Origin of the sequence: Nocardia alni, assembly GCF_019038435.1 — a bacterium.
Taxonomy (GTDB): domain Bacteria; phylum Actinomycetota; class Actinomycetes; order Mycobacteriales; family Mycobacteriaceae; genus Nocardia; species Nocardia alni.
Genome location: NZ_JAGPOX010000189.1, coordinates 1 through 15,937 on the forward strand (window position 1 = coordinate 1; position 15,937 = coordinate 15,937).

The window sequence follows — 15,937 nt, forward strand, 5'->3', positions numbered from 1 at the left end:
GTCCAGTGGCGAGGGGTGGTTCCCGCGATGCGGTGGTGGGTTGGGCATGCGAAGGTGAGCTGGTCCGCGTCAGTGCTGCCGCCCTGGGCCCACTCGATGCTGTGGTGGGTTTCGCACAGGTAGCCCGGCTTGGCGCAGCCCGGGAAGGTGCAGCCGATATCCCTGGCGTGCAATATAATCCGTTGATCGGCAGTGGCGATCCGCTTGGTCCGGGCCAGATATAGGGGGCGGCCGTCGTGGTGGTCGAACAGGGCCAGGTAGTGGTGGGCGTGCCCGGCCAAGCGCAGGGCGTCCCGGATCGGCAGCAGCGCACCACCGGCGGTGGCGACCGGCGGCCCGGACAGATCCGCGGCACCGATCCTGCGGCGCGGGGTATCAATCGTAGGCGCGTTCGTGTCCGCTTGTGCGACAGCGTTTTCCAGCTCTTGCAGGGACATGGACACGATCACGGTGACCGGCAGGCCGCGGTGCTGACCCAACCGCCCCGAGGACAGGGTGTCGCGCAGGACGGCTTTGAGCGCGTCGTGCTGGCGTTGCGTCGGGCTGCGCGGATCGCGGTACTGCGCCTCGAGATCAGGGCCGACGTCGGCGCTGGCGTCGGTGGCGTCGGGATCGGTTGCGGGGGTGGCGTCATCGGGGTTCAGGACGCCGGGCTTGGCATACTTGGCGAAAATCGCTTCCATGTAGGCCCGTGTCTCCGGGTCGAGCATGCCTTTGATCGGGCTCATCAGGTCGGGGCCTTGCGGGCCGAGCGACAGGGAACGCCGCCGCGCCCGGTCGGTGTCGGTGAAGATGCCGTCGGGGTTCAGGATCGCTTCGAGCTTGTCGGCGACCTTGCGTAGCTGGTCGGGGCGCATATCCCGGGCGAAGCCCGCGAGTTGGGCTTCGGCCTGAGTGCGGGTGGCGGTGTCGATCGCGCGTGGCAGGCGGTGGCAGGCATCGCGCACGATCTTGACGTGTGCGGCGCCGATCGCGCCGTCGGCGAGGGCTGCGGCGGTGGCGGGGAACAGCGGGGGCAGAGCGTCGCCGAGCAGGGTGGTGCGGTGGGCCAGGTCGTCGGCGGCGCGGGTGCGGGCACGGGCTTCGGCCGGGGTGATGTGCAGCCGGTCGGCCAGTACCTGGGCCAGGGGGCCTGCGGTGTGGTCGTTGGTGGACCAATTCCGGTCGAGCTGTGCGGTCAACTCCAGCCCGATACTCGGGAGCGCACACTGCATGGTCTCCACACGTTCGAGCATCGCGAGCCGATCGGCATTCGACAGTCCGTCGGCGCGGATCTTCGACACCTGCGCCAGGGCGGCTTCCAACGCGGTGACGGCCGCCTCCGCGGAGGGGTCGCTCAACACGTCGGATATCGAATGCATGTGCTAATTCTATCTCGCGGCGAACCCGACACGCTAGCGAGATCTACTGCCTAACAGCACTTTCGGGCGTGTCCGCACCCCCAATCCGCACTCCCTCGCAAACCTCTCGCCGGCATCGTCCGGCAATGCTCGCGAACCACGATCCCAGAGGTCGAACACGAAGATCCGGCCTGCCGACTAATGTTTCGACAGGCCGGATTCATTCGTCAGGCCCGGGCGAAGGCGAGGGTTTCGCCCTCGACACCGCGCAACCACAGGTTGTTGCACGCGGTGGCAAGCTCGGGCAGGCCCTCTTCGATCGTCGCGAAAACGCTGCCGGGCACCCAGCCCATATCGCCGTTGATGAGCAGATTGTTGCGGCCGTAGAACAGGGCCAGATCCGTCGCGCCCTGGGCGTGGTGGGCCTCGGAGCCGGGTTCGTAACCGTAAGCGGGGTTGCCGATCTCCCAGGGTTCGAAGTCGAACAGGCACACGTCGCCGGGAATCGGTGTGATCGTGGGGTTTTCCCGATGCGGGGCGGCGGTGATGCGAGGGACCAGGGTGTAGACCTCGTTGCGGGCGTACTTGGCGTGGAAAGCGTCGCCCTCCTGCGGCAGGGCATCCCAGACCGCGGCGCAGGTGCGGGGCGCCTCGTCGTCGAGAAGCCGTGCACGGCAGGTGATTCCGGCCTTGGTCAGGGTTATCGTGAGATAGCGGGCCATGGCGTTCTCCTTACGGATTGGGATCTACAGTTCGTCGAGTACCTCGGACCACAGGCCCAGCGCGTCGTCCACCTGGCTCTCGGAGACGATCAGCGGCGGGATCATGCGTACGACATTGCTGTACGCGCCGCAGGTCAGCAGCAGCAGCCCCTTCTCGCCGGCCAGGCGCTGTGCGGCGCTCGCGGTCGCGGTGTCGGGTTCGCCTGCCGCGGTGGTGAATTCGGATCCCACGAGCAGGCCCAGCCCACGTACGTCGCCGACCGCGGCGGTGGCGGACTTGCGTACACCCTCGAGCAGTTGGGTACCGCGCGTGGCGGCGTTGTCCACCAACCCCTCGGACTGGATCACCTCGAGGGTGGCCACGGCCGCCGCGCAGGCGACCGCGTTGCCACCGTAGGTGCCGCCCTGGGAACCGGGCCACGCCTTGGCCATCAGCTCGGCCGACGCGGCGATGCCCGAGAGCGGGAAGCCGCTGGCCAGGCCCTTCGCGATGGTGATCACATCGGGTCGCACGCCGAAGTGCTGGTGGCCGAAGAACTTTCCGGTACGGCCGAACCCGGTCTGGATCTCGTCGATCACCAGAAGGATGCCGTGCTGGTCCGCCCGCTCGCGCAGGCCCTGGAAGAACGCGGTGTTGCCCGGGATGTAGCCGCCCTCACCGAGCACCGGCTCGACGAAGAACGCCGCGGTCTCGGCGGGCGAGGTCAGGGTGGCGAAGAGGTAATCCAGTTCCCGCAGAGCGAATTCGGTGGCCTGTTCCTCGGACCACCCATAGCGGTAGGCGGTCGGGAACGGCGCCACGTGCACCCCGCCCATGAGCGGGCTGAAACCGGCCGAGAAGCGCGTGCCGGAGGTGGTCATGGTGGCGGCGGCGACCGTGCGGCCGTGGAAACCGCCGTGGAACACGATGACGTTCGGCCGTGCGGTGGCCTGGCGCACCAGGCGCAGCGCGGCCTCGATCGCCTCACTGCCGGAGTTGGCGAAGAACAGCGAATCCAGGCCCTCGGGCAGCACCGCGCCCAGCTTCTCGGTCAGCTCCAGCAGCGGCCGGTGCTTGACGGTCGTGTACTGGCCGTGGATCAGGCTGCCGACCTGCGCGCGAGCCGCCTCGACCACCTTCGGGTGGCAGTGGCCGGTGCTGGTGACTCCGATTCCGGCGGTGAAGTCGAGATACCGGCGGCCGTCGGTGCCGTAGATGTAGCAGCCCTCGCCGTGGTCGACGGTGACGGGAGTGGCCTGCTTCAGGAGGGGGGAGAGATCGGACATGGTCGTCCTCTCGGAATTGTCTATTGTCGGATTGTTGACAATATGCATATCATGGCGGGCAGGGCGGCAGCAATGGTTGTGCCGCACCCGACCACGAATCGAGCCAGATCAAGCGTGAGGAGCGGGGCAGTGACGACAACCGGCACGAGCCTGGATTCGACCGAGCAAGCCGCCATCGATAGCGTCCCCACCGGCCTGTTCATCGGTGGGGCGTGGCGCGAGGGCACGGCGCGCATGCCGGTCCTGGACCCGGCGACCGGGCAATCGCTGTGCGAGGTCACCGACGCCGCGCCGGAGGACGGCCTGGCGGCGCTGAGCGCGGCCGCCGAGGCCCAGGCCGCCTGGGCCCGCACCCCGGCGCGCGAGCGCAGTGATCTGCTCATGCGCGCCCACCGCATGCTGCTGGACGAGACCGAGCGGCTCGCGCTGATCATGACCCTGGAGATGGGCAAGCCGCTGGCCGAGGCGCGCGGCGAAATCGCCTATGCCGCAGAGTTCTTCCGCTGGTTCGCCGAGGAGGCCGTGCGGCTGGACGGTGGCTACATGCCCGCGCCCGGCGGCGGCTCGCGCTTCTTGGTGACTCGCCAGCCGGTCGGGCCCAGCCTGCTCATCACGCCGTGGAACTTCCCGATGGCGATGGGCACCCGCAAGATCGGCCCCGCGCTGGCCGCCGGCTGCACCTGTGTGATCAAGCCCGCCGAGCAGACGCCGCTCTCGATGCTGGCCCTGGCCGACATCCTGAACCGGGCCGGACTGCCCGCGGGCGTGGTCAACGTCGTCACCACCACCGATCCGGGCGCGCTCATGACGCCGATGATCCTGGATCCGCGCTCGCGCAAGCTCTCGTTCACCGGGTCCACGGCCGTCGGCAAGGTGCTGCTGGAGCAGTGCGCCCGTACCGTCATGCGCACCTCGATGGAGCTCGGCGGCAACGCGCCGTTCCTGGTCTTCGAGGACGCCGATCTGGACGAGGCCATCGAGGGCGTGATGGCGGCGAAGATGCGCAATATCGGGCAGGCGTGCACGGCGGCAAACCGAATCCTGGTGCAGCGCAGTGTTGCCGAGGAATTCGCGCGGCGATTGTCCGAGCGGATGGGTGCGCTGCCGATGGGGCGGGGCACCGAACCGGGTGTCGTGGTCGGGCCACTCATCGACGCCGACGCCGTGGCGAAGGTGACCGAGCTGGTGTCCGACGCACAGCGGCGCGGATCGCGAGTCGTGCTGGGCGGCACGGCCTTCGAGGGGCCCGGGAACTTCTATCCCGCGACGGTCCTGGTCGACGTCCCCGCCGACGCCGAGATGTGCCACACCGAGATCTTCGGTCCGGTGGCCGCGCTGTCGGTCTTCGACACCGAGGACGAGGCGATCGACCGCGCCAACGACACCCCCTATGGCCTGGTCAGCTACGTGTACACCGAGAACCTGCGGCGTGGTCTGCGTGTCTGCGAGGCCCTGGACACCGGTATGGTCGGGCTGAACCAGGGCGTGGTGTCCAACCCGGCCGCGCCCTTCGGCGGCGTGAAGGAGTCCGGACTCGGTCGTGAAGGAGGGTTCACCGGAATCGACGAGTTCCTGGAGACCAAGTACATCGGCATCAAGCTGTGAGTGAGGGAGATTCGTTGAGCACCCACCGGATTGCGACCATCCCCGGCGACGGAATCGGCGTCGACGTGACCGCCGAGGCGGTACGGGTGGTGGACGCGGTACTGCCCGGGATCGAATGGACCGAATTCGATTGGTCCTGTGAGAATTACCTGCGCACCGGTGCGATGATGCCGCCGGACGGCCCGGTGCAGCTCGCGGGATTCGACGCCATCCTGCTGGGCGCGGTGGGCTTTCCCGGTGTGCCCGACCATATCTCGCTGTGGGGCCTGCTGATTCCGCTGCGCCGCGCCTTCACCCAGTACGTGAACCTGCGCCCGGTGCGGCTGCTGCCCGGCACGGAGTCCGCGCTGCGCGACCGGACCGCCGAGGATCTGGACATCCTCATCGTCCGGGAGAACTCCGAGGGCGAGTACTCCGAGATCGGCGGCACCCACAACCCCGGCCGTCCCGACGAATTCGTGCTCCAGGAGTCGGTTTTCACCCGCGTCGGCTGTGAGCGCATCATCCGCTACGCCTTCGAGCGTGCCGCCGAGCGCAGCGGCCGCCTCTGCTCGGCCACCAAGTCCAACGGGCTGATCCACTCGATGCCCTACTGGGACCGCGTCTTCGACCGCATCGCCACCGAATACCCCACGGTGACAACCCGGCAGATGCACGTCGACGCCCTCGCCGCCGAGATCGTCCTGCACCCCGATCGCCTCGACGTCATCGTCGGCTCGAACCTGTTCGGCGACATCCTGTCCGACCTCGCCGCCGCCGTCACCGGCGGCCTGGGCCTTGCCCCCTCGGGCAACATCAACCCCGCCCGCGAGGCCCCCTCGATGTTCGAGGCCGTCCACGGCAGCGCCCCCGACATCGCCGGCCAGGGCATCGCCAACCCGGTAGCCCAAATCCTGGCCGCCGCAATGATGCTCGACCATGTGGGCGAGCATGCAGCCGCCAGGGCCGTGGACAAGGCGGTCTGCGAGATCCTGGCCGAAGGGACAGTCCTCACCCCTGACCTGGGCGGTAAAAACACCACCACCGAACTCGGCACCGCCATAGCGAAGCGCGCCGCCGAACTCGTCGGCTGACCCGCCGACGCTCCATCAGGGTTGGTCATATCCGCCCATAGCCCGGGCCATCGTTCCAACCTTGGAAGCAGAAAAGCTCGGCCCGCCAATCGTGTTGGCGGGCCGAGCTTTTCTTGCGTGCACAGCGTGGCGTCAGGGACTGTGCACGCGGTCTAGGACCCCAGCACGGTCTCCGCGAACCTCGCGGCGGCCAGCACCAGATCGTCCGAATGCCGCGGCCCGACGATCTGCAGGCCGACCGGCATACCGTCGGCGGTGGCGCCCGCCGGGATGCTGATCGCCGGCTGCTGGGTCATGTTGAACGGGTACGTGAACGGCGTCCACTGCGGCCAGCTGTCCAGTCCGCTGCCCGGGGGGACGTCGTGTCCGGCCTCGAACGCGGTGATCGGCATGGTCGGGGTGATCAGCAGGTCGTAGGCGGTGTGGAACGCGCCCATCACGATGCCGATCTCGGCGGCGATCGCGCGGGCGTCGAGATAGTCGACGGCGCTGTAGGCTCGACCCTCGTCCCAGACCTTGCCCAGGCCGGGATCGACCCGTTCCCGGCTGCCCTCGGGGAATTTCGACAGCATCGCGGCCGCGCCGGTCGCCCACAGCACTTCGAACGCACCGAGCGGATCGGTGAAGCCCGGCTCGGCCGCCACCACCCGCAGTCCCGCCTCGTCCAGCTTGCGCACCACATCGTCCACGACGGCCGCGACCTGCGGGTCCACCTCGGCGAACCCGAGTGTGGGCGAATAGGCCACGGTGCAGCCGCGAACATCCCGCGCGAGTTCGCCGCGGAACGCGGTCAGCGTGGGCGCCAGCGCGCTGGGGTCGCGCGGATCGGGCAGCGACAGGATGTCCATCAGCAGCGCCGCGTCCTCGACGGTGCGGGTCAACGGTCCGCCATGCGCCAGCGGCCCGAACGGGCTCGCCGGATACATCGGGATCCGCCCGTGCGTCGGCTTGAATCCGACGATTCCGCAGAACGACGCCGGAATCCGCACGCTGCCGCCGCCGTCCGAGCCGATCGACAGCGGTCCCATCCCGGCCGCGACCGCCGCGGCGCTCCCGCCGGACGACCCGCCGCTGGTCTTGGCCGGATTCACCGGATTGCGGGTGATGCCGGTCAGCGGGCTGTCGGTGACCGCCTTCCAGGCCAGTTCGGGCGTGGTGGTCTTACCCAGGAATACCAGGCCGTCCTCGCGCAGCCGCGCCGTCGCCGGGCTGTCCACCGGCCACGGCATGTCGGCCTGGATCGAGGTGGAGCCGCGCCGGGTGGGCCAGCCCTCGGTGAGGTAGGTGTCCTTGATCGACATCGGCACGCCGTCGAGCAGGCCCTGCACATGTCCGGAGTGCCAGCGCGCCTCGGATTCCTTGGCCTGCACCAGCGCCCGTTCCGCATCGACCAGACAGAACGCGTTGAGTTCGCCGTCGCGCTCGGCGATAGCGTCCAGCATCGCCTTGGTCGCCTCCACCGGCGACAGCACGCCCGCCGAATACGCGGTAACCAATTCGACGGCGGACATCGCGGTCGGCTCGGTCGGAATGTCGATATCGGGGTGGGCCATAATTGACTCCCTTCAGGCAGGTACGTACCCCAACCTCTTGTCGACCACATTCTCCAGCGGCCGACCATCGATCCAGTTCCGGAAATTCGTGGTGAACGCCGCGATGATCTCGCGGCGCCACCCGACGAAATCGCCGGAATTATGAGGTGTGAGATGAACGGTGGGCAGATCCCACAGTGCGTGCCCGGCAGGCAGCGGTTCGGGATCGACGACATCAAGGGCCGCGCCGGCAAGAGCACCGGAGCGCAGGGCGGCCACGAGATCGTCTGTCACTACTAGTTCCCCACGACCGACATTGATGAAACGTGCATGTGGTTTGAAGGCCGTAAATGCCTGTGCATCGAACATATTCCGGGTCTGCGGCGTCAGCGGGGCCAGGGCCACCACGTAGTCCGCCGCCGGGAGTTCGGCAAACAGATCGGTGCCGACCGTGCCGAAGTCGGGATCCTGTTCGCGCGCGCGCCGACCGAGGCCGCGCACGTGCATACCCGTGGCCCGCAGCAGGCGCGCGGTGTTCCGTGCGATCGGCCCGGTGCCCACGATCAGCACCGTCGCGCCGGAGATGCGCTGCGATTCGCGGTGCCGCCAGATATGCTCGCTCTGCAGCCGCAGGGATTCGGGCAGATCCTTGGCGAAGTTCAGAATCTGCGCCAGCACGTATTCGGCGATGGCGGTATCGAATATGCCGCGGGTGTTGGTCAAGGTGACGTCGCCGGCGATCAGCTCGTCGAACAGCACCGAGTCCACCCCGGTGGCGCCCACGTGCACCCAGGACAGCCGATCGGCCGCGGACCACGCGTCGCGCAGCGCCCTGGTGCGAAAATCGCACACGAACAGCACGTCCGCGCCGGGCAACGCCTCGGCGAGCCCGGATGCCGCGCAGTAGCGGATCTCGGCCCGATCATGGACCGACCGCATCAGCTGCGCATCGGGCCGGGCGCCATCGTGTAAGACGGTGACATTGAAGGCCTTTTGCACATTGACAGACTAGAAACATATCGTATGATTGTCAACAATCCGATCGTGTGCGGAGAACGTCAAGCTGGACGCGAGAGGGGCCTCGTGGAACTGAACTTTCCCGGCATCGATGGGCCCGTAGCCCAGCGCAGCATCGGCATCATCGCGCCCTTCGACCTGGCGTTGGAGCGCGAGCTGTGGCGATGGGTGCCGTTGGAGGTGAGCCTGCACCTGGCACGCACACCCTACGAACCGGTGCCGGTCTCGGTGGAGATGGCGGAGCTGGTCTCCGACGCGGTGCACCTCAGCGCCGCCACGCGCAACGTGCTGCACACCGATCCCGAGGTCATCGCCTATCTGTGCACCTCGGGCAGTTTCATCAAGGGCTTGGAGTACGAGCGATCGCTGGTCGAGGCCATCTGCCGGACCGGAGCCGCCGACGCGGTCACCACCTCGGGTGCGCTGATCGAGGCGATCCACCATCTCGACATCACTCGCATGTCGGTGATCACACCGTACGACGAGATCCTCACCGGAAAACTGCACGAATTCCTGGACGAGGCCGGATGTGCGACGGTCCGATCGGACCATCTCGGCCTGGGCGGCGGTATCTGGAAGGTCAGCTATCGCACGATCGCCGAACGCATCATCAATGCCGACGATCCCGAGGCCCAGGCCATCTTCGTCAGTTGTACGAATCTGCCGACCTACGATTTGATCGAACCGCTCGAGCAGGTACTGGGAAAGCCGGTGCTGACGGCGAATCAGCTCACCATGTGGGCCTGTCTGGGCCGGATGAAACTGCCGATGATGGGGCCCGGCAAATGGCTCCAGAACGTCTTCTGACCAACCCCGCCCGATTACCCCGCGAAGGAGGACCCTGTGGCACCGACCATCGGCTTCATCTACCCCGACCACGCCGCCGAGGACGACTACCCGCGCGCGGCGGAGCTGCTGGAGGTGGACCTGCGGGTCGCCCATATCTACGGCACCGACCTGCACGCGGTACCCGAACTGCTGGATCTGGGCAGCCCGGACAAACTGCGGCACGGCGCGGGGTTGCTGGCCGAGCACAAGCCCGCGGCCGTGGTGTGGGCATGCACGTCGGGCAGTTTCGTGTACGGCCCCGACGGCGCGCGCGAGCAGGTGCGCGATCTCGCCGAGGCGGCCGGTGTGCCGGCGTCCAGCACCAGCTTCGCGTTCGTCAACGCCGCGCGGGAGATCGGCGTGGCGCGGGTCGCGGTCTGTGCCAGCTATCCCGACGAGGTGGCGAAGTTGTTCGTGGATTTCCTTGCCTCCGAGGGTATTCGGGTGGTATCCATGTCCAGCGCGGGCATCGACACCGCGGCCGAGGTCGGCACGCTCTCGCCCGAGCGGGTACTGGAACTGGCGGTGGCCAACGACCACCCCGAGGCACAGGCGCTGCTGATCCCGGACACCGCGATGCACACCCTCGAGGTATTGCCGAAACTGGAAGCGACACTGGGTAAGCCGGTGCTCACCGCCAACCAGGTGACCATCTGGGAGGGATTGCGGCTGGCCGGACACACCGTCGCGTCCGAGCAACTCGGGAAGCTGTTCGCGGAAAGGCATATACATGTCGGTCATTGAGTTCGAGCCGGTCAATCGGCAATCGACCGCGGAGATGATCGCCGACCGGCTGCGCGATGCCATCATGCGCGGCACCCTGGCCCCCGGCGCCCAGTTGGTCGAGGCGGATCTGGCGGCACAGTTCGACGTGTCGCGCGGGCCGGTGCGAGAGGCCATGCAGCGCTTGGTCTCCGAGGGACTGCTGCACAGCATCCGGCACCGCGGCATCTTCGTCATCGAACTCACCCCCGTGGACGTCATCGACGTCTACCGGGCGCGCACCGCGATCGAGGGCGGCGCGCTCGAGCTGATCTTCGACGGTCGCCGCGCGATCGCCTACGAGGCGCTGGGGCCCAGCGTCGGGCAGATGCTCGCCTGCGCCGAACTCGGCAACGCCACCGGGGTCGCCGAGGCGGACCAGGGCTTCCACGAGGCGCTGGTGAACAGCGCCGACAGCCCCCGCCTCACCCGGGCCGCGCGCACCCTGCTGATCGAGACCCGGATGTGCCTGGGCGCACTGCAATCGGCCTATGCCGATGTGCGGGAGCAGGCCCGCGAACACGTCGAGCTGCGCGAGGCGATCGGCGAGGGCTCCCCCGCCCGCGCTCGCAAGCTGCTGATCGAGCACATGCACGACGCGGTGGAACGGTTGAGCGCCCAGATGCCGGTCGTCACGGAGTAATCGCCGGACGGCTCAGTCGATCAGACCCCGCGGCCGCACGACGAGCACGGGCGAGGATCGCTTCCCCTTCTCCTCGAGCAGCGCAATGGCTTTGCCGTCCTCGGTGAGCGCCGCGTGCACGCCGGGGATGCCGACCGGGTCGAGCCACCGACCGTCACGCAGGGATTCGGCCTCGGTATCGGTGATCGTGCGATGCGGGAAGGCAAGGCGCGCAGCGGAATCGATGCCGAGATTCAGAACCGGGTCGTCGGCGAGCCGGTCCAGTGTGCGGGCGTGCTCCAGGGTGAACGGCCCGACCCGGGTGCGGCGCAGGGCGGTGAGGTGCCCGCCGACACCGAGGCTTTCGCCCAGGTCGCGGGCCAGGGCACGGATGTAGGTGCCCGAGGAGCAGTCGACCTCCACGTCCAGATCGATGAATGTGGTTGTGCCGGTCTCGATATCGCGGCGCTCCAGGATATCGAAGCGGGAGACGGTGACCGGCCGGGCGGCCAGCCGCACATCCTGTCCGGCCCGGGCGCGGGCGTAGGCACGCTCCCCGTCGACCTTGATCGCGCTCACCGTGGCAGGCACCTGCTGGATGTCACCGGTCAATCGGGCTACGCCCGAGGCGATCTCGGCATCGGCGAGGTGCGCGGCCGCGGTCGTGGACAGGACCTCGCCCTCCGCGTCGTCGGTGACGGTGGCCTGACCCAGGCGGATCGTCGCGGAATAGGCCTTGGTGGTCAGGCTGAGCAGTCCCAGCATCTTCGTCGCGCGTTCCACGCCGAGCACCAGCACCCCCGTCGCCATGGGATCCAGCGTCCCGGCGTGCCCGATCTTGCGGGTGCGCAGTATCTTCCGGCATCGCGAGACGACGTCGTGGCTGGTCATGCCGCCGTCCTTGTCCACGACCAGCAGCCCGCCCAGGGCGTCCACCAGAGCCGGCTCCCTGGTCCTGGGTTCGCGGCCCATCAGCCCACCGCGATCGCGGTCAGGATCAACCCGTCGGTGATCTGCCAGCGCCCGTCGAACGAACTCAGCGGCGTGCCACCGTCGGTGGTCTGGCCCGGTACCAGCAGGTCGCTGTGGAACGTGCCGGACTCGCCGTCGGTATCGATGGTGAAGCTGATGTGCGCGTCCTCGAATCCCAGCCAGCGCAACGTCAGCGGGAACCACGCCTTGTAGGTGGCCTCCTTGGCGCAGAACAGCAACCGGTCCAGGTGCAGGCCCGTGGCCGGAAGCGCACCGGCGAGCCAGGTGCGTTCGGCCGGCAGACTCACCGAGTCCAGCACCCCCTCGGGCAGCTCATCGTGCGGTTCGGCATCGATCCCGATCGAGCGCCAGCGCAGCCGGTGCGCCAGCGCCGCGGCGCGGTACCCGTCGCAGTGCGTCAGACTCCCGACGACCCCGCGGGGGAACAGCGGCATTCCCCGCTCGCCTTTGCCGATCGCCACCTGCGGCTCCCCCAGCTGCGCCAGCGCCTGCCGCGCGCAGTACCGCGCGCCGATGAAATCCCGCCGCCGCTTCTCCACCGCCTTCTCGATCAGATGCTCCTCACCCGGATGCACCTTCAAGCCCTCCGGATACCGCACCAGCTCCGCCGAGGCCACCGCGGCCGGGAGGATTGCGCCCAGCAGCAGCGCCCGCCCCGAATCCGCGTCCCCTGCCCCGAGACCACTACCCCGCTCCTCGATGACCGTCTCCTCCAGTCGTACCTGCGTGCGGGTCGAGCCTAACCGAGCCTCGACGCGCGCCCGGATCCCCGCCCCCGGTCCCCCGGGGCGGGGTTCCGGAGGGACCTCACCTGTTCCGGTGGGAGGCGAAATACGCCAGAGAAATCAGATCGTCCGCCTTCGCGTGGCGCGGAATGACCGCGACGGCGGCCTCGGCCTTCGCGTCCGCGTACTGCTCGGACCGCCGCTTGCCCCCGGCGGTCTCGACCAGTGCCGCGGCGGAAGTCGCCTGCGCCGCGGTGATCGGCGCGTCGGAATGGAACAGACGCGAAAGTTCCGCTGCCGCAGGCGTTTGCGACATCAGCGCCGCGACGACGGGAAACGAGCGTTTACGGCGTATCAGATCGCCGCCGACAGGCTTGCCCGTCCTGCCCGAGTCACCCCAGATTCCGAGCACATCGTCGGTGATCTGAAAGGCGAGCCCGATCTGACGGCCGAAGGCGTCCAGGCCCTCGACGGTCGCCATGTCGGCCCCCGCGCACACCGCGCCGAGCGCGCACGCACAACCGATCAGCGCACCCGTCTTACCGGCGGCCATGCTCAGGTATTCCTCGACGGTCACACTCGACCGGGTCTCGAAGGCACAGTCCTCGTATTGGCCGCGACACACCTCGACGACCGCCGACTCGAGCAGGGTGACGGCCGTACCGACGGTCGCGCCGGGCAACGCGTCCGACAGCACCCGAATCGCCAAGGCGTGCAAGGCGTCTCCGAGACAGATGGCGTTCGACGCACCCCACAGGCTCCAGACCGTCTCCCGGCCGCGGCGCATCCGGTCCGCGTCCATCACGTCGTCGTGCACCAACGTGAAGTTGTGTGTCAGTTCCATGGCCACCGCCGCCGGAACCGCGATCAGCGGATCGGCGCCGACCGCGGAGGCCGCGGCCAGCGCGAGCGCGGCACGTAGCCCCTTGCCCCAGCCCGTTCGCACCGCGGCTCCGTCCGGATCACTCCAGCCGAGATGATAAACCGCCATGCGGCGCAACGGATCCGGTAACGATTCGATCGCGGCCCGGAGCGCGGGCTCGCATAAGCGCCGCGCGTTCGCGAGAGTTGCCGTGGCATGGGTGAGGGTGGTCGTCTCGCTCATCGAACTGCTCGCTCCCGCGTTCGAAGGACAGACCGGCGGGATTCCGCGGGCGGCCGCGGCTTGCGTTGAGCTCCAGCGTCTTTGCGAGCCACGCCCGGCCCGAGGGGACCGCGGTCGGTACCGGCTTGGATTCCGGTTGGTTCTATGATGCTGCCTGCCGGGGGACTTCCGGCAGGGTTTCAGCAGAATCCATGCACGCACACCTGTTCTTGCACACGCACGCACACACGGGCAGGCTCAGCGCAGCCCGCGGCGGCGTTCGGCCTGCTCGCGCATCTCCGCGGCGGCGGCCTCCATCTCGGGGGTGATCTTGAAGTGGCCGCCCCAGGCGTTCAGATCGTCGGGGCCGTATTCCGGGACGGGCAGGATCTGACGCAGGAGTTTGTCGGGCAGGCCGCGGCGACGCCATTCACGCGGATAGCCGAGCGACACCTCCTCGTGCCGAATGCCCTCGTAGAAGGTGGTACGCGGGATGTGCAGGTGTCCGTAGACCGAGCACACGACGTTGTACCGCAGATGCCACTGTTCGGTGTGCTCGGTGCCGCACCACAGCGCGAACTCCGGATAGAACAGCATCCGGGTGGGTTCGCGGGTGAGCGGGAAATGGTTGATCAGCACGACCGGGGTATCGGGGGCCAAGGCATCCAGGCGGCGTTCGGTGTACTGCAGGCGCGCGCCGCACCAGGCGTCGCGGGTGAGATACGGATCCGGCGACAACAGGAATTCGTCGGTGGCCACCACATTGCGCTCGCGAGCCAGCGCCAGCGCCGCGGCCTTGGTGTTGGTGCCCTCGGGCATCCACGAATAGTCGTAGAGCAGGAACAGCGGAGCGAGCGTGACCGATCCGCCGAACGCCTCGGCGCCCGGCCCCTGCCACACCGGGAAGGGGTCCTCGGGAGTCAGCACGTCCAGATCCCGGCACATCGCGACCAGATAGTCGTAGCGCGCCGCGCCGCGCATCTGCACCGGATCCTTGGGGGTGGTCCACAGCTCGTGATTGCCTGGCACCCAGATCACCTTCGCGAACCGCTCCCGCAGCGTTTTCAGCGCCCAGCGGATCTCATCGCTGCGCTCGCCCACGTCACCGGCCAGAATCAGCCAGTCCTCGGGGGAATCGGCGCGGATCCCCTCGACGACCGGCTTGTTGCCCTGATGACCGACATGGATATCGCTCACCGCCATCAACTTCGGAACCACCCGGCACGACCCTCTCTGTTCGCCCGCACGCCCTGCGACGCTGCGCGGCACCCGTGTCCACACTCCCATGCCGCCGACCCCTCCTGCCAACCCGGCAGGCCCAGCGGATCGCCGACGCCCTAGGTGGGCACTTCCGCGCCCACCGTCGCCCAGCGACCCGAGCGGGTGCGCATGCCGACCGCGAACAGGCGGCCGAGGATGAATGCCGTCAGCCCGGCCCAGATTCCGGCGATGCCCCAGTGGAATATCAGGGACAGCCAGATCATCGGGAGGAACGCCAGCAGCCCGGCGGCCATCGTGGTGGTGCGCAGATAGGCCGCGTCGCCCGCGCCGAGCAGGACGCCGTCGATGGCGAACACGATCCCGGCGACCGGGATGAGCGGTACGAAGAACCACCAGATCACGTGGGTGCGGTCCAGCACGTGCGGGTCGGTGGTGAACAGGCGCGGTATCAGGCCACTGCCCACGCCGAATATCAGCGCGAGGCCGAGGGCGAACAGCGTGGACCAGACGGTGATCCGCCGCGCGAGCCGCTTGGCTCCGTCGGCGTCTCCCGCGCCCAGCGCCGCACCCACCAGGGTCTGCGCCGCGATCGCCAGCGAGTCCAGGGTCAGGCTCAGGAAGTTCCACAGCTGCAACACCAGCTGGTGCGCCGCCACCGAGGCCGCACCGAACCGGGCCGCGACCGCACCCGCCGATACGAAGCAGGCCTGGAACGCGAAGCTGCGCATGATCAGATCACGCCCGATCCGCAATTGCTCGCGCATCACCGCCGGATCCGGCGCGAGCGGCACCCGATCATCGGGCGATGACAAGCATTGCCGCACAAGCGCACCCAGGAACAGCACACCGCCGCTCAACTGCCCCACCAGATTCGCCACCGCGGATCCGGCGAGCTCGAGCCGCGGCGCACCGAGCAGCCCGTGCACCAGGATCGGGCACAGCACCGCCGAAACGCCGAATCCCCCGATCACGAACACCAGCGGCCGCCGAATCCGCTGCATCCCGCGCATCCACCCGTTACCCGCATTGGCCAGCAGGATCCCCGGCACCCCGAAAACCGCGATCCGCACCCACCGCTCGGCCTGATCCGCGATATCGGCCCCGCCCGCCACCGCCCGCGTGATCGGACCGGCCAGCACCTCCACCG

General features: G+C 68.5%; 15 protein-coding genes. 5 read left to right on the plus strand and 10 right to left on the minus strand.

Features of this window, described 5'->3' with window-relative positions; all coding sequences use genetic code 11:
* The 3 genes from JZ791_RS39895 to JZ791_RS39905 all read right to left on the minus strand — a co-directional run.
* A partial coding sequence (locus JZ791_RS39895) for an HNH endonuclease signature motif containing protein (protein WP_216902473.1) occupies positions 1-1,361 on the minus strand: 1,361 nt, incomplete at its 3' end.
* A gap of 206 nt (positions 1,362-1,567) precedes the next feature.
* Positions 1,568-2,062, minus strand: a complete 495-nt coding sequence (locus JZ791_RS39900) for a DUF3830 family protein (RefSeq protein WP_216902475.1) — start codon at positions 2,060-2,062, stop codon at positions 1,568-1,570.
* A gap of 24 nt (positions 2,063-2,086) precedes the next feature.
* On the minus strand, positions 2,087-3,328 hold the full coding sequence (locus JZ791_RS39905; RefSeq protein ID WP_216902477.1) for an aspartate aminotransferase family protein: 1,242 nt from the start codon (positions 3,326-3,328) through the stop codon (positions 2,087-2,089).
* Between the two features lie 72 nt (positions 3,329-3,400).
* Between JZ791_RS39905 and JZ791_RS39910 the strand changes: the two genes are divergently transcribed.
* Together JZ791_RS39910 and JZ791_RS39915 are read left to right on the plus strand one after the other, a co-directional pair.
* Positions 3,401-4,933 (plus strand): NAD-dependent succinate-semialdehyde dehydrogenase, encoded by a 1,533-nt coding sequence (locus JZ791_RS39910; protein WP_216902479.1) that lies wholly within the window; start codon positions 3,401-3,403, stop codon positions 4,931-4,933.
* 14 nt (positions 4,934-4,947) lie between these two features.
* Positions 4,948-6,006, plus strand: coding sequence for a tartrate dehydrogenase (locus tag JZ791_RS39915; RefSeq protein ID WP_216902481.1), 1,059 nt, complete (start codon positions 4,948-4,950; stop codon positions 6,004-6,006).
* 152 nt (positions 6,007-6,158) lie between these two features.
* On the opposite strand, the gene JZ791_RS39920 is transcribed toward JZ791_RS39915, so the two are convergent.
* Both JZ791_RS39920 and JZ791_RS39925 read right to left on the minus strand, forming a co-directional pair.
* Positions 6,159-7,544, minus strand: coding sequence for an amidase (locus JZ791_RS39920; RefSeq protein ID WP_216902490.1), 1,386 nt, complete (start codon positions 7,542-7,544; stop codon positions 6,159-6,161).
* A gap of 27 nt (positions 7,545-7,571) precedes the next feature.
* Positions 7,572-8,477 (minus strand): D-2-hydroxyacid dehydrogenase, encoded by a 906-nt coding sequence (locus JZ791_RS39925; protein ID WP_216902491.1) that lies wholly within the window; start codon positions 8,475-8,477, stop codon positions 7,572-7,574.
* 144 nt (positions 8,478-8,621) lie between these two features.
* Here JZ791_RS39925 and JZ791_RS39930 point away from each other — a divergent pair, with 144 nt between their 5' ends.
* The 3 genes from JZ791_RS39930 to JZ791_RS39940 are packed head-to-tail and all read left to right on the plus strand — an operon-like array spanning position 8,622 to position 10,788.
* On the plus strand, positions 8,622-9,362 hold the full coding sequence (locus JZ791_RS39930; protein ID WP_308163402.1) for a maleate cis-trans isomerase family protein: 741 nt from the start codon (positions 8,622-8,624) through the stop codon (positions 9,360-9,362).
* 36 nt (positions 9,363-9,398) lie between these two features.
* A complete protein-coding gene (locus JZ791_RS39935) occupies positions 9,399-10,127 on the plus strand; it encodes a maleate cis-trans isomerase family protein (protein ID WP_308163403.1) in 729 nt (242 codons plus the stop codon).
* Positions 10,114-10,788 (plus strand): GntR family transcriptional regulator, encoded by a 675-nt coding sequence (locus JZ791_RS39940; RefSeq protein ID WP_216902485.1) that lies wholly within the window; start codon positions 10,114-10,116, stop codon positions 10,786-10,788. Before JZ791_RS39935 ends, JZ791_RS39940 begins: the two co-directional genes overlap by 14 nt.
* A gap of 12 nt (positions 10,789-10,800) precedes the next feature.
* Here the strand turns inward: JZ791_RS39940 and truB are convergent, their stop codons facing one another.
* The 5 genes from truB to JZ791_RS39965 all read right to left on the minus strand — a co-directional run.
* Complete coding sequence (gene truB, locus JZ791_RS39945; RefSeq protein ID WP_216902487.1) at positions 10,801-11,739, minus strand: tRNA pseudouridine(55) synthase TruB; 939 nt, start codon at positions 11,737-11,739, stop codon at positions 10,801-10,803.
* Positions 11,739-12,404 (minus strand): 4'-phosphopantetheinyl transferase Npt, encoded by a 666-nt coding sequence (npt, locus tag JZ791_RS39950; RefSeq protein ID WP_216902493.1) that lies wholly within the window; start codon positions 12,402-12,404, stop codon positions 11,739-11,741. The genes truB and npt overlap by 1 nt, the downstream gene beginning before the upstream one ends.
* A gap of 163 nt (positions 12,405-12,567) precedes the next feature.
* Entirely contained in the window at positions 12,568-13,590 is a 1,023-nt protein-coding gene (locus JZ791_RS39955; RefSeq protein ID WP_216902488.1) for a polyprenyl synthetase family protein, read from the minus strand.
* 237 nt (positions 13,591-13,827) lie between these two features.
* Positions 13,828-14,787, minus strand: coding sequence for a metallophosphoesterase family protein (locus JZ791_RS39960; protein WP_216902495.1), 960 nt, complete (start codon positions 14,785-14,787; stop codon positions 13,828-13,830).
* 119 nt (positions 14,788-14,906) lie between these two features.
* A partial coding sequence (locus tag JZ791_RS39965) for an MATE family efflux transporter (protein ID WP_216902489.1) occupies positions 14,907-15,937 on the minus strand: 1,031 nt, incomplete at its 5' end.